At 44.0% G+C, this 14,166-nt stretch carries 10 protein-coding genes and 1 tRNA gene; 3 read left to right on the top strand and 8 right to left on the bottom strand.

The window, feature by feature from the left end; translation table 11 throughout:
• Positions 1–10: 10 nt before the first annotated feature.
• Together HMPREF1536_RS14505 and HMPREF1536_RS14500 are read right to left on the bottom strand one after the other, a co-directional pair.
• Positions 11–703, bottom strand: a complete 693-nt coding sequence (locus HMPREF1536_RS14505) for a TonB family protein (RefSeq protein ID WP_028728488.1) — start codon at positions 701–703, stop codon at positions 11–13.
• Entirely contained in the window at positions 700–1,278 is a 579-nt protein-coding gene (locus tag HMPREF1536_RS14500) for an RNA polymerase sigma factor (protein WP_028728487.1), read from the bottom strand. Before HMPREF1536_RS14500 ends, HMPREF1536_RS14505 begins: the two co-directional genes overlap by 4 nt.
• A gap of 194 nt (positions 1,279–1,472) precedes the next feature.
• Between HMPREF1536_RS14500 and HMPREF1536_RS14495 the strand changes: the two genes are divergently transcribed.
• From HMPREF1536_RS14495 to mazG, 3 genes are all read left to right on the top strand, one after another.
• Positions 1,473–2,384, top strand: a complete 912-nt coding sequence (locus tag HMPREF1536_RS14495) for an RluA family pseudouridine synthase (protein ID WP_028728486.1) — start codon at positions 1,473–1,475, stop codon at positions 2,382–2,384.
• A 24-nt stretch (positions 2,385–2,408) separates the two neighbouring features.
• Entirely contained in the window at positions 2,409–4,484 is a 2,076-nt protein-coding gene (locus HMPREF1536_RS14490) for a protein-disulfide reductase DsbD family protein (RefSeq protein WP_028728485.1), read from the top strand.
• A 78-nt stretch (positions 4,485–4,562) separates the two neighbouring features.
• On the top strand, positions 4,563–5,348 hold the full coding sequence (gene mazG, locus HMPREF1536_RS14485; protein ID WP_028728484.1) for a nucleoside triphosphate pyrophosphohydrolase: 786 nt from the start codon (positions 4,563–4,565) through the stop codon (positions 5,346–5,348).
• A 95-nt stretch (positions 5,349–5,443) separates the two neighbouring features.
• Here mazG and HMPREF1536_RS14480 read toward each other — a convergent pair whose 3' ends face one another.
• The 6 genes from HMPREF1536_RS14480 to HMPREF1536_RS14455 all read right to left on the bottom strand — a co-directional run bounded on the left by HMPREF1536_RS14480 (position 5,444) and on the right by HMPREF1536_RS14455 (position 13,998).
• Positions 5,444–5,914, bottom strand: a complete 471-nt coding sequence (locus tag HMPREF1536_RS14480; RefSeq protein WP_028728483.1) for a hypothetical protein — start codon at positions 5,912–5,914, stop codon at positions 5,444–5,446.
• Positions 5,915–5,962: 48 nt separating this feature from the next.
• Positions 5,963–6,349, bottom strand: coding sequence for a hypothetical protein (locus HMPREF1536_RS14475; protein WP_028728482.1), 387 nt, complete (start codon positions 6,347–6,349; stop codon positions 5,963–5,965).
• 46 nt (positions 6,350–6,395) lie between these two features.
• Complete coding sequence (locus HMPREF1536_RS14470) at positions 6,396–6,947, bottom strand: RNA polymerase sigma factor (protein ID WP_028728481.1); 552 nt, start codon at positions 6,945–6,947, stop codon at positions 6,396–6,398.
• An 81-nt stretch (positions 6,948–7,028) separates the two neighbouring features.
• Positions 7,029–7,110, bottom strand: a tRNA-Leu gene (locus tag HMPREF1536_RS14465).
• A gap of 100 nt (positions 7,111–7,210) precedes the next feature.
• Positions 7,211–10,351, bottom strand: a complete 3,141-nt coding sequence (locus tag HMPREF1536_RS14460; RefSeq protein ID WP_028728480.1) for a GH92 family glycosyl hydrolase — start codon at positions 10,349–10,351, stop codon at positions 7,211–7,213.
• A 185-nt stretch (positions 10,352–10,536) separates the two neighbouring features.
• Positions 10,537–13,998: a DUF6383 domain-containing protein gene (locus tag HMPREF1536_RS14455; RefSeq protein ID WP_028728479.1), complete on the bottom strand. Its 3,462-nt coding sequence runs from the start codon at positions 13,996–13,998 to the stop codon at positions 10,537–10,539.
• Positions 13,999–14,166 lie beyond the last annotated feature (168 nt).

Genomic DNA, 14,166 nt, shown 5'->3' with positions numbered 1-14,166 from the left:
ATATGAGAGTTTACGGAGCAAAAACAACGGGTACAGACACCTTCATCGTATCCACTTCCCAGTCCGGCCCTTTCTCTATCAGGCGAAGTGCTTCCTTATCGACCGACTCGCAAAGACTTTGTTTGACTGCCAGGTCGACAGGACGACCTTGTTCGTTGATATGAAATTCTACTATTACGGTTCCGCTAACGTCCTTGCAAAGAGAGTCCTGCGGATGGATCAGTTCTTTTTTCAGATATTCCTGATAGGCTTCCTCACCGACAACAGGGCGGGGACGGCGATCGGCCACAGCTACGTCATCTTCGGCAATAGACCGGGCTTCCAGCTGAGCCATAGCGGGAGCAGCGGCAAACGGTTCTACCTGTGCCTGTTCCAACGGAGCTGCCTCTTCTTCCGTCACTACTGCCAACGGTGATTGTGCAGGCATCCCCGGTTGACGGTTCAGCCAGAAGTAGCTGCCGAAACCTACACAAATCAACAGACTGGCGGCAATGCTCCATTTCGTTATGCTGTCGCGACGGGAACGGGTACGGCGGGAGATCCGGCGGCGCATCTCTCCAATACTTTCCACATGGTTGCCCTCGACGGACTGGTAACCGTCGAGCGCTTCCGAAAGGAAAGGGTCTTTCATCGCCTCTTTCTCCAGGCGATGGGCTTCCTTGCCTTTTCGTGAACCTTGTATGTATTGCATCAGATTTTTCATTGCGCCATTCTCTTTTCAATACAACTTTTCAGATTGCGTTTGCCATTCTGGATATAACTTTTTACGCTCTTCAGCTGATATCCGGTCTGTTCCATGATATCGGCGTACGACATTTCTTCCATAAAGAAAGAGAGGATACAACGTTGCTGCGGTTCGGGCAGTTTCTCCATGCAATGTTTGAGGGCTGCCGTACGGGCATCGTCGCTTGTCTCTTCCTTGTCTAATAGATGCAAAATATCGTACGTTTCCACAAATTGTTGGTCGAAATCGGTTGCTATCTCCGGATTTTCTTTCCGGAGCAACTGGAAACAATGGTTCTTCGCCACACTGTAAATCCAGGTTTTGAATTCACGTATCTCGTAACGTGACAATTTAGGCAGCAGGTCTTCAAACAATTGCATCACGGCATCCTGTGCCTTAACCTCTTCCTGCAAGTATTTCAGACACAGCCCATAGATCAACGGGATATAGCGGTTATACAATTCACCGAAGTAATCGCTTTCCCCGGTTTCCTTATATAATCGCACCAGATCACTGTCGGAATAGGTCGATATGTTACGTCTGAAAAACAGCAAGTTGTTCTTATATTTTTCTACAAATGTAAGATTTAAATCAAAATATTGGCAAAAGAAGCCCGTACAAACACGTGCCAACTATAAAAAAAATCACAAAATAAGGCATCCCTTACAGATTAATAACTAAGATATACAAACACGGCTTGCAACATTCCGCAAATGCCAGTATCTTTGTGAATTATTTACGAAATAAAATGGGAAGACGCTCAGGTTACAAAGACACAAATCTAAAAAAAGCCCCTCGCGGACGCAAAGTATCGGTGAAGGAAGAGAATACTCTTCTTCCTTTCCTTTTCGAATTGCTGAGCCAACAGAGCAAAAGTTCCGTTAAAGCGCTATTAGGCCACGGACAAATCTTGATAAACGGGAAGGTTACTTCCCAGTTCAACGCTCCTTTAGTGCCGGGAGACGAAGTCGAGATCAGTTACGAACGGGGGAAAGTGGAGTTCACCAATCCGCTATTGCACATTGTTTGGGAAGATGACGACCTGATAGTGGTCAACAAGAAAAGCGGGCTCATGTCCGTTTCCAGCGACCGTGTAAAAGAACGTACCGCCTATCATCTGCTTAGCGATTACGTGAAAAAGAGCGATCCTAAAAATAAAATATTTGTCCTGCACCGTCTCGACCGTGACACATCGGGGCTGATGATGTTCGCCAAAAACCAACGTGTGCAGAAAGCATTGCAGTCGAACTGGAATTCAGCCATTACCCAACGTGCGTATGTCGCTGTTGTGGAAGGCAAGCCGGAAAAAGACTCCGACCTGATTGTCTCCAACCTGGTTGAAAATGCCAAGATGCAGGTATATGTAGCTGTCGACGGCGACGGAAAGGAAGCCATCACCCGCTACCATGTGCTGCATAGCAATGGCCATTATTCATTATTGGAACTCGACCTGGAGACAGGCCGCAAAAACCAGATACGTGTCCAGATGGAATCTATCGGACATCCCATCGCCGGCGATTACAAGTACGGCGCAGATACTGATCCCGCCGGACGGCTGATGCTTCATGCCCGACGGCTCTTCTTTATTCATCCGGCAACAGGTGAAGAGATGCGTTTTGAAACACGTATTCCGGATGCTTTCGTTTCATTAGCTAAATAACTAAGACAGAAATATAGACAAAGTATGAAGAAACTCTTTAGCATCTTTTTGCTGGTGTTCGTAACACTGGCTGTACAGGCGCAGATACATCAGCCTGTCAAGTGGAAAATCAAACTGGAGGACTCCAAAACTGCCGAAAAAGAAATCGTGTTTACCGCTACCTCTGAGAAGGGATGGCATTTGTACGATATGAATCTGCCTGAGGGAGGGCCCGTTTCTACTTCATTCACATTCGAGACTTTAAAAGGGGCCGAATTGATCGGACAACCGGTTTCATCCGTTAAACCGACTGTAGTTTATGACGAACTGTTCGCGATGGATCTCCGTTGGTATCCGGGAACGGTTTCATTCACTCAAAAAGTCAAAATCACCGATCCGAAGAAATTCAAGATTGAAGGTGAAGTTGAATTCATGGCCTGCAACGACGAAACTTGTTTACCTCCTGATCGTGTAAGCTTTACTTTCGATGCAAAGAATACAAAACTGACCTTACCGTCGGATGCCCCAGCCATCGACAAAGAGGATGTAACGGCTATCCAACCGGATACCGAACAGGTGGCGCAAGAAGCAGAAACGCTTACGACTCCCGATCCGGTTGCAAAGACCGATAATATAATTTCCAGCCCGGCAAAGATAGCCAATGAGCTGACAGACGACGCTGCTCTCTGGACACCGGTCATCGATAACCTGAAAGCATTCGGTGATACAACTGTTACAGCCACAGATACCTCCTGGTTGTTTATCTTCTTCGCCGGGTTCCTGGGTGGATTGATCGCCCTGCTGACACCTTGTGTATGGCCTATGATCCCGATGACGGTCAGCTTCTTCCTGAAACGCACCAAAGACCGGAAGAAAGCCATCCGCGATGCATTGACTTACGGTCTTTCCATTATCGTTATCTATCTGGTTATGGGATTACTGATCACCGGCATATTCGGAGCCAGTGCGCTGAACGACTTATCAACGAACGCGATCTTCAATATCATATTCTTCCTGCTACTGGTAGTATTTGCTATTTCGTTCTTCGGAGCATTTGAAATGGTATTACCTGCCTCATGGACTACTAAGCTGGATAGCAAAGCAGACTCGACAACCGGTATATTGAGTATCTTCTTTATGTCGTTTACGTTGGTATTGGTATCCTTCTCTTGTACCGGCCCTATCATCGGAACATTGCTAGTTCAAGCTGCATCTATGGGTAACGCAGTTGGCCCGGCTATCGGAATGTTCGGATTCGCATTAGCATTGTCCATTCCGTTCAGTTTGTTCGCCATCTTCCCGAATATGCTGCAAAGTATGCCTAAATCAGGCGGTTGGCTGAACTCCGTAAAGGTTGTATTAGGCTTCCTGGAACTGGCTCTGGCACTGAAATTCCTTTCTGTTGCCGACTTGGCTTACGGCTGGCGTTTGCTGGATCGTGAAGTTTTTATCGTATTATGGATTGTGATATTCGTTCTGTTGGGCTTCTACCTCTTAGGCAAGATCAAGTTCAGCCACGACAGCGATGTGAAATATGTATCTGTACCGCGCCTGTTCATGGCAATCATTTCATTCGGTTTTGCCGTTTATATGGTTCCGGGGCTTTGGGGTGCACCGCTGAAATCGATCAGTGCCTTCGCTCCTCCTTTGTACACACAGGATTTCAGCTTGTATGACGATGAAGTACATGCAGCTTTCGATGATTACGAAAGCGGTATGGCTTATGCCAAACGGGTAAATAAGCCGGTGATGATCGACTTCTCCGGTTTCGGCTGTGTCAACTGCCGTAAGATGGAAGCCTCTGTATGGACAGATCCGAAAGTAAAACAGTTACTGGAAAAAGATTACGTCCTGATCACCCTGATGGTCGACGATAAAACTAAACTGCCGCATCCGATCGAGATCGAAGAACATGGCAAAGTGCGTAAGCTGAAAACGATCGGTGACAAATGGAGCTACCTGCAACGAAGCAAATTCGGTGCTAACGCCCAACCGTTCTATATCCTGCTGAACGACGAAGGCCAACCGCTCGGCCCATCCTATGCTTTCAACGAAGATGTATCGAAATATGTACAATTCCTTGAAAACGGATTGAAGACATTTAAAGAGCAAAGTAAATAAAACACCATAGAGGGGTAGGTTTTGCCTACCCCTTTTTTAAAACTATAAACCCTGGCGTGGTCTATCCGCCTTTATAATATGTCAACGAAACAAGAAAAAATGGAAGCCTTCGGGCAACTGCTCGACATCCTGGATGAACTCCGGGTAAAATGTCCCTGGGACAGAAAACAAACAAATGAGAGCCTACGTACCAACACGATCGAAGAAACTTACGAATTGTGCGACGCCATTATGAAGAACGATAACAATAACATCAAAAAAGAGTTGGGCGACCTGCTCCTGCATATCGTCTTCTATGCTAAAATAGGCGAAGAGAAAGAAGCATTCGACATCAAGGATGTATGCGACAGTCTCTGCCAGAAACTTATCTTCCGCCATCCGCACGTTTTCGGCGATGCATCTGCCGATACGCCCCAGAAGGTGGAACAAAGCTGGGAACAAATAAAACTAAAAGAAAAAGGTGGCAACAAAACCGTCCTGGAAGGTGTCCCCGCCTCTCTCCCGTCTGTTGTCAAAGCACACCGCATCCAGGACAAAGCACGCAACGTAGGCTTCGACTGGGAACAGCGCGATCAGGTATGGGATAAAGTACACGAGGAATTTACCGAGCTGAAAGAGGAAATCGACAAGATGGATGCCGACAAGATGGAAGGCGAATTCGGCGACTTATTCTTCAGTCTGATCAATGCCGCCCGCCTGTATAAGATCAATCCCGACAATGCACTGGAACGCACGAACCAGAAATTTATCCGACGTTTCAATTACCTGGAAGATCATACTATCAAACAGGGACGTTCATTGAAAGATATGCCGTTGGAAGAAATGGATAAGATATGGAACGAAGCCAAATCGAAAGGGTTATAAAAAACAAAAGGGGAACCGACATCACGTCGCCACCCCTCCCTTAACTTAAACGCCAAAACTAAATCTAAACAAAAAACACAAATAATGATAATATTTTATTTTTTCTTGTTTTCATCTTTCTTATCGTCCGGCCCTTTCATAAAACTCCGTGCAAACTTATATTCTGCCCGCCGGTATTTATAAAGTTTCTCAGGCGATAATATCTTTTTGAATTTCTCGTAATATTCTTTTTCCAGAGCAGCCTCTTTCAACTTTACTCCGAGACATTCATCGTTAACCTTTGAATAATCGGACTCTGTCGGAGACTTCTTATGCCTCATTTCTTTCGTCAGTTTACGGCATTCACGACCGACTTCAAACATCTTCTGTTGCAATTCGTTACATAACGGAATAAAAGCTGCTGCTTCTTCCGGTGTAAGACCTACTTCAGCTGTAATAAAAGCACTTCTCTTTGCCTGATAGGCTTCTTTGTCAAAATGTCGATGTTCTTTATCTCCCTGCGCCAACACTTTCGAAGAGAACAATACTGAAATCGCCACAAATGTAATAAAAAATATTTTATTCATACAAGTATTATTACAAAAATATGCTAATAACTTCTTTTTTTCGTCAAATTATTCATAATTACCCAATTCTTCTGCTAAAAGATAATCCGTGTACTGTGCTTCCAGATACTCCAGGTATTCCTCATTTTCAGCTTCCTGTATAGCAGATATTGTTGCAGATGCATCGTTAGACTGCACTAATAATGTATCTGTTTTACTTTGCTCACCGTCGATGCCTACAATTGCTTTAAAGAACAGCCCCAGCCCGGCAAATACAGCAGCCATATACAACCACGGACGCATACGATCCATCATAGAGATCTTTTTCGCCTCTACTTGCGGTTTCTCAGGCAGCTGGCTCATTATATTAGCCGTCAAATCCTCCATGTACCCGTCGGGCACGGTAAAAGGATTTTTTCCTTTAAAACGATCCAGATTGTTTTGTTCTTTTTCCATACTCCTGCGTTTTAATACACCTTTGACGAGCTTCCGTCCAAAAGGTTTAAATGTCTTTTGTTAAAAACTCCTCGACTTTTTTTACAGCATGGTGATAAGAGGCTTTCAGGGCACCAACCGAAGTACCCAGAATATCCGACATATCTTCATACTTCATCTCGTCAAAGTATTTCATGGTAAACACTAAACGTTGTTTCTCCGGCAAAGTAAGAATTGCATTCTGCAACTTCAGCTGTGCTTCATCACCATCAAAGTATTCGTCTCCTTTCAGCCGTTCCAGCAAAAAGACATCCGTATCGTCGATCGACACATTATTCATATTCCGCTGACGGTTCAGAAAAGTAATACATTCATTGATTGCAATTTTATATAGCCAGGTAGATAACTTTGCCTCGCCCCGGAAATAGTCTATATTCGTCCAGGCCTTCAGAAATGTATTCTGCAAAAGATCGTTGGCGTCATCATGACTCAACACCATCTTCCGTATCTGCCAGTACAACTTTTCCCCATAAAGATTCACCACCCGGGCAAAAGCATCCCTTTGCCTGGCCGGATCCCGTAGCTGTTCTACTAATTCATCTTCTGTATACTGCTGCATCCTCTCTATTTTGGCGTAAATATATAAAAAAAACGGATATAAAAAAAGCGGGCAACTTTACAGTTGTCCGCTTTTCAGAAGTGCCCAGAACAGGACTCGAACCTGCACGCCTCGCGACACACGCACCTGAAACGTGCGCGTCTACCAATTCCGCCACCTGGGCAATTCATTATTTTCAGGTAAGCAATCTCTCGTGATTGCGGTGCAAAGGTAGTGTTTTTTTTTATTCTACAAAATATTCACTCTTTATTTTTCAATATTATTTATTTTATCCCCCATGAGTAATTGGGCTCCGATGACATTTCAAAAACAAGCGAGCCTCCTTTCAGTAATTCTGAAGCCGGAAAACTAAAAGACTGCAAAGGTTTACCATTCAGGAGAGCGCTTTGTACATATTTATTACTACGGGAAGCATTACGGGCTTCAATCGTAAATGTTTTACCTCTACCGAAGCGTTCTCCCAAATCGATTACAACTTTTTCATACAAGGGGCTTGCTATTTCATAAACAGGCTCGGTGCTGCAACCTCCGTCTGTTTGAAAGAGACCCAGGGAGGCCATTATCAACCAACCACTCATCTGTCCCTGATCTTCATCGCCCAGATAGGCATTAGCCATACCTGTACCATAATAACGTTCTATGATAGAACGGCTCCACCGCTGAGTCAACCAGGGTTTGCCAACCCAGTTAAATAAAAATGCAAAGTGCATGGATTGTTGATTACCCTGAACCACCGGATAATCCCAGTACTGATCGTTCGGGGCATTATATCTCCAGGGTTCACTCGCTTCAAATCCCCATTGCAAACGTTCAACAAAACGATCTTTTCCGATGACTTCTGCCAATGCCGGAACATCTTGCGGAACAAAATAAGTAAGCTGCCAGGCGTTTCCTTCCACATAATGATGGTTGGCTCCCGAATGGAACGGGTCAAAATCTTTAGACCAACTGCCATCGCTACTGCGCATCTGGGCGTATCCGGTCTCCGGATTAATTGCATTTCTCCACCATGTCCCCCGTTCTGTAAAGTATTTATAATCCTCTTCCTTATTCAGTGATTTTGCTAATTGGGAGACCGTCCAATCATCATAAGCATATTCGAGCGTGTTGGAGAAACGTCCCTGATCGGTCGGAACATATTTATGTTTCAGATAAGGGATCAAGTCTCGATTTCCGGCATAACCACCACAAACCTTTTGACTTGGAGTTGTCTGCATCTTCTTTACAGCTTCAAAGGCCTTTTCTCCGTCGAAACCACGAATACCCATTTGCCAGGCACTAACGATCAGGGGAATTTCATGTTCCGCTACCATCACTGGAATATATTCCATACCTGCCGGGCCTTTTGCCAGCCAACCGTTTGCATCATACATTCCCAGTTGTGACTTCACCCAGCGATTGCTCCACTCCGGAGTGACCAGATTCCAGAACTGATTCAGATTCCAAAACGTATTCCAGAAAGCATCGCAACCCAATGCTACATCATCCGGATCAGTAAAACGACGCACTTTTTCATCGGCAGACACCCATTCTCCATTTACATCACTCCATATATTGCGGCTGCACAAAGCTCTGTACATATTCGTATAGAAACGGACTTTTTCCAATCGGTTATCAGTCGTTATCTGTAGCCGGTTGAATAAATCATTCCACACATTCTGTTGGTTAGCACGTACCTGATCAAACTGCCAGCCAAAAGGAGTGCTGATTTCTTTTTCCAGGTTATCCGCTGCATTGGCAACACTAACCAGAGAAATGCCGGAACGAGCCTGTACTACAGGCGACTTCCGGGCATCAAACTGCAACCAGGCTCCGGCATCTTTTATATCACGGGCAGTCAAACAATCGGTTATCTGCCGCTTTTCATTCACCCATCCGCCCATCGACAAGATCGGTTGATCAAATTCTATTACAAAATGTATGGTATATTCCTGGTCTGCATCCGAACTCCATACATTCTTAGACAATTGATGACTAAATCCCTCGATACGGGTATCACTGACTTTTTTAATTTCAATATCTTTTAATTGATAATCGTATTCGGCAGGTATATGTAAATCTACCAGAACGCGGGCACTGTCTTTATCCGAAGGAAAAGTATATCGCTGGAAACCACAATGGGTAGTCGCTGTCAGTTCTGCACGGATGCCATAATCAGTAAGATCGACTTTGTAATATCCCAGAGGGGCTTCTTCACTCAACTTATCGATCCGGGAGCGATAGCCCGAGTCCGGATCTGATTCATCTCCAACGACGGTATTCAAAGAACCATTTGTCGGCATCATTCCTAAACCCCCCATTGTCCATTCATGGATATGGCTAAAACAACCTACACTTTCAAAAGTGGGCTGATAACCGGCCTGCCATCCGGCATTCTGGTTATCCGGACTTAGTTTAACCATACCGAAAGGCATCCAGGGGCCGGGAGCAATCATCCAGCGGGAATGAGCCGTACCGATTCTTGTATCAACATATTGTGCGAATGTTTGAAGTGGTTGTTGCCGGCGTTGTATCTCTCCTTTCTGAAGGACTTTACCATCTGCACGAACCTCATAAGAACTTGTCACCTCTCGGGTAACAGACGGCATCGGAGCTTCAAGGCAATAGCGTGCCGTATCCAGCCGGGTAGACAGGATTTCCTTTCCATCCAGTCTGACAGATAAAAGCGGTTGCCCTTCCAGATGTTCTACATCGACAAGCAGAGGTTGTATCTTATTTCCATCTGTTTCTATTTCATAATTTGCGGCTTCTACGGAACGGACAAATGCCTTTTCCGGAACTGTTGTCCGGACATTTCCCGGCCCTTCCAATGCTATATGATCAAATAAAAGCCACGATCCTTCAAGTACGGAAAGCGTAATGCAGTTCCCTCCTTTTCGCAAAGACTCTCTCTTTACAGGAACAATCAGACGGACAGGTTTCCCCTGACTCATATCTCCTGTAATAGAAGTATCGCTTCCTCCGGCAGCTAGTTGTATTTTTTCTTCCTGACAATTGTTGATTGTTATTTTTAATAAAGGGGGAAGATGCGGAGAGTTATCAGCGAGGTCGATTACCAAATTCCATTCTCCCTTTGCCGGAAGTTTATCCAGACCAAAGAGAATATTAGACTCATGCGTCCGCAAACCGGCAGTAGACCAGGTTCCTCCCCATTGGTCGGCAGGCCCCGGCAAAACATAAGGGAACGATTCTTTGGCATCACTTCTCCCTACCAGATAATATCGGTCTTCAAAGCCAAAGTCATTCGCCAGAAATTCTTTATATCGATCAGGTCCCAGAGCCAGCTCGACAGCCGAACTGTCAGCCACACCAATATTCCATACCTGTTGTCCCTTTTCCGGTACTGTACATGAAGTAATTATCAAGCAACACAGACAACCAAGCGAGAGTATTCTTTTTCCCATAACTGCAAAGATTGTTTTAATTGACAAAAGAAGTAATCTTTCACGATTCCGGCAAGTCATATTATTCCGATTGAGTTGTACTATGTTCTGATTTTTCTATAAGACGCAAAAAGCCCCGCCGGATAACCAGCGGGGCTTTGTAGTATGTTACCTGTCAACCTTACGGTTTACCAGGAGTGTCTTATTTACTTAACGATAGCTTTAACTGCGCTTTCACCGTCAACAGCAACAACTACGATACCTGCAGGAGCAGAGAATGTTACGTTGTCTGAGTTCAGAGTCTGAACTGTTACTGTCTGACCAAGGATGTTGCTTACAGTTACTGTCTTACCAGCTGCATTCTGGATAGTGATCTTACCTTCACCTGCAATTACGCTAACTGTTGATGTAGAAACACCTTCGTTAGATGTTGCGAAGTCTTCAGTATCTTCCAGATTGAAGATCTGAGCCTGGTTGATCAATTCCTGCATCTTCTGGTCGTCATCTGCATGATTACCGTTATCTACAGTATATTCAGCCAATACAGGAACACCGTTGTGGATTTTCACCCATGCACCCTTGAAGGAAGCAACGTGAGATACACCGTCCAGGTTAGATTCCAGTAAGAAGTCTTTATGATCATCGTCTGTGTAACGCAGAGAGAATGCATAGTTCTTATGTAAACCATCTACCGGTTTCTTTTCGAAGATAGCTTCATTGTACAGGTCGCGAGGATCAAGAACGCCGTCTTTAGTTCTCAGGTCTGCCAATTTCTTACCGTCTTTCAGGATATACAAGAATTCGCCGTCTGCATCTACCTGGTGAACACCTTCTACAAAACCAAGGCGAGTGTAAGACTGCCATTTGTAAACGTCAGGATTGTTCAACATGTTAGTGCTGCTCTTAACCGAGTCAGTCAGGTTGATCAGGAAGCTACCAGCCAGGTAACCATTGTAATCAACTTCGTGCTCGCAGTTCGGGTTGTAACCGTGAGTGTTACACCATTTGCCGTCTTTTACAGAATCCGGACGTACAACGAACAGATACTGAGGCATACGATCAGAAGAACTTAATACATAATCTGCATACAGAGCTTTTGTGCTTTCTTTACCTACCGGCTGGATCTTTTCAGCTGTCATACCCAGGTAACCGAAGTCTTTCACTACCTGCGGAGCATTGCTCTGGTTGTTAGAGTCTTCGAACAGGAATTCAGAACCTGTACCTCTTGCACGGAAGATATTGATGTTCTTACCGATTTCACCCAGATCCATATACAATGGACGGTCGTCTTTGATAACTGCAAATGCAGAAGCTCTTTCAGTAGCTACGTTGTTCAGAGGCAGATAGCTCATTTCGCCAACGCCGTCTTCGCAATGTGCCTGCATCCAACCATTAGAAGTTTCAAGAACTGCACCACTGTTGATATCAACTAATACATAGCAGATTTCGTCACCCTTCACCTGGTCAGCTTTCAGATAGAATACACCCAGTTTAGGATTATCAGCTGCATTATCTTCAGCCTGAGCCTTAGTCATAGCCTTGTAGTAAGGAGTCTTACCCTGCGGGCTTACCAGATATACATATACCTTATCGTTGTCGATCAAGTTTTTGTCGCTTACTTTCAGTACATAAGCAGTTCTAGCCAACTGAGGCAAACCGATTTCTGCACCGTAACCGAACGGAACGTCAATAGCTTCTTCGTCTTCAACCGGAACATCTTTCGCTTCGATCAATTCATAAGTTGTAGCCTGACCTGGAGTCGGAGCAAAGCTCTTATCCTCTGTTACATTCAGATAAAGTTCCTGATTTGCGAACAGGTTATAGTTCAGATAATACTTAGTATAAAGCAGATCATCAGAGTTCAGATATTTGTAACCATGACGAACACTTGTTTTAGCTTCATTATCTTCTACAGCAGTGAATGTATAAGTATCTTCGTTCAGAAGCTCTTTCTGTCTGAAGCTATCATAATTCTTATTGATGAAGTAAGTACCGGTTGCATCTGTGTAAAGCTGACCTTCAAATACTTCGTCTGCATATTCACGGTTGTAAACAGCAACTGTAGGAACATCACCGCAACCTGTAGTTTTAACAACCCACATAGTAGCCGGCATATCATTGTAATCCTGAGCAGTAGTAGCAGCATCCAACATCAGACGACCGATGAAGTTATCAACTACATTCTTACCTGTAGCTACGTCTTTGATGAAATATAGACCTTGATCAACTTTAGCACGAGTCAGATAGTCAAATTTTCTATCTTTGAAAGTAAACTTAGTCTGAAGAGAACCAGGAAGTTCAATACCACCGTCTGTTTCAGTATTCTTTGCTGTGATAACAGCCTTACCTTCTGTCAGATAAGCGATACGAACTGCAACCTGACCATTTTCGGCTGTATGAAGACCTGCACCAGGTGTAGCCGCTGCACTTGTATGAAGTTTTGTCAAGTCATTGTAAACAGAGTTGAATGCGAAATCAGGATTCTGCCACAAGCTGCTAGCCGGATTCTTCGGCAAAGCATTCATAGGCTCAATGAACAAACTATCATTTGAAGGATAGTAAGTAAATCTGAACAAGCTACGAGCTTCCCAAGTTCCTGCAGTCAGGTTTGTTCCATCAGGAATAGCAACTCTTGTAGGAGCATCTTCCAGCAGAACCAAAGGTAATTCCTTACTTAGACTTGAATAAAATTCTGTACCTACAGACAGAACTTCACCCTTTGCATTCTTCAAATATACGAATTCTTCTGCAACCAAAGCATCTGCACCAGGTGTATCACTAAGACCTAACTGATCTCTAACAGCTTCTGTTGCAGTAGCAGTTGAAACTACCGGGAAGTCTGTAGCATTAAGTTCCACAGCTGTGAACTTCTCAGTCAGCAGTGGACTTGCCGTGTTCGGAGTAACAGCAGAAACGATACCGAATGTACCATCATACTGAATGTCAACCATTCTGTTCAAGTCATCAGCAGTAAGGATGATACCACCAGCCAAAACCGGTTTCAACTGCACAGCATCAGTAATAGCTTGAACATGAGTTTGAGCTATATCGTGAGAATACTTAGCTGCGATGATTTCGTTGTTATCATTTTTCTGTAAAACAACAACAGAGTCACGATTTGCAAAATAAGAATAAACAGGTTTGTAAGCAAAAGGAGTATTTCCCTGATTATCGGTTGTATACCAAGTCCAATCTGTTAAACAGCCTTCTAGAATAGAAGTAGGCAGATCCTGATCAGAAGTTTTAGTAGCCACATCAAATAAAGTAGCATTTACATGCGAGTAAACCAACTCCAGATTTGTTTCTTTATTGATCAATGTAAAACTGATACCGCTAGCGTTATCATCGTTTACTTTAACTGACCACAAAGAAGCATTGATAGGAGCGTCAGCTACTTCAACCAACTTCATGTTTAATTCACCTGTTGTGTAATTACGAGTCTGGATAAGCACTTTTCCGTCTGCATCTGTCAACTGATACAATTTGTCTGCATCAAAACGAGTGATGTCAGATCCTACTGCGGCACTTGCAGTTGCAGTTGGACGAAGAGTAATACCGTGACCAATCTCATTTTTGTTGGTATGCACTGCGGTAGTACCTTGCGCGAAAGCTCCAAGACTTGTTGTCAGCAGAGCGCCGACAAGAAGAGTAGAAAACTTTTTGTTCATAATCAAATAATTTAATTAGTAATAAAATATAAAGTTCAAATAATCTATACTGTAATAAAATATAAAGCTCTAACGATTTATCTTTATCATTCTAACTGTGCATACTTCGCACCTAAATCGTATGGCAAAGATACATATCTTTTTTGGTTGCACTATTTTTTTGTTATA

The sequence above is a fragment of the Parabacteroides gordonii MS-1 = DSM 23371 genome (genome assembly GCF_000969825.1).
Lineage (GTDB): Bacteria > Bacteroidota > Bacteroidia > Bacteroidales > Tannerellaceae > Parabacteroides > Parabacteroides gordonii.
Note: the sequence above shows the minus strand (reverse complement) of the source record. Positions and strands in the feature narration are given on the sequence as shown.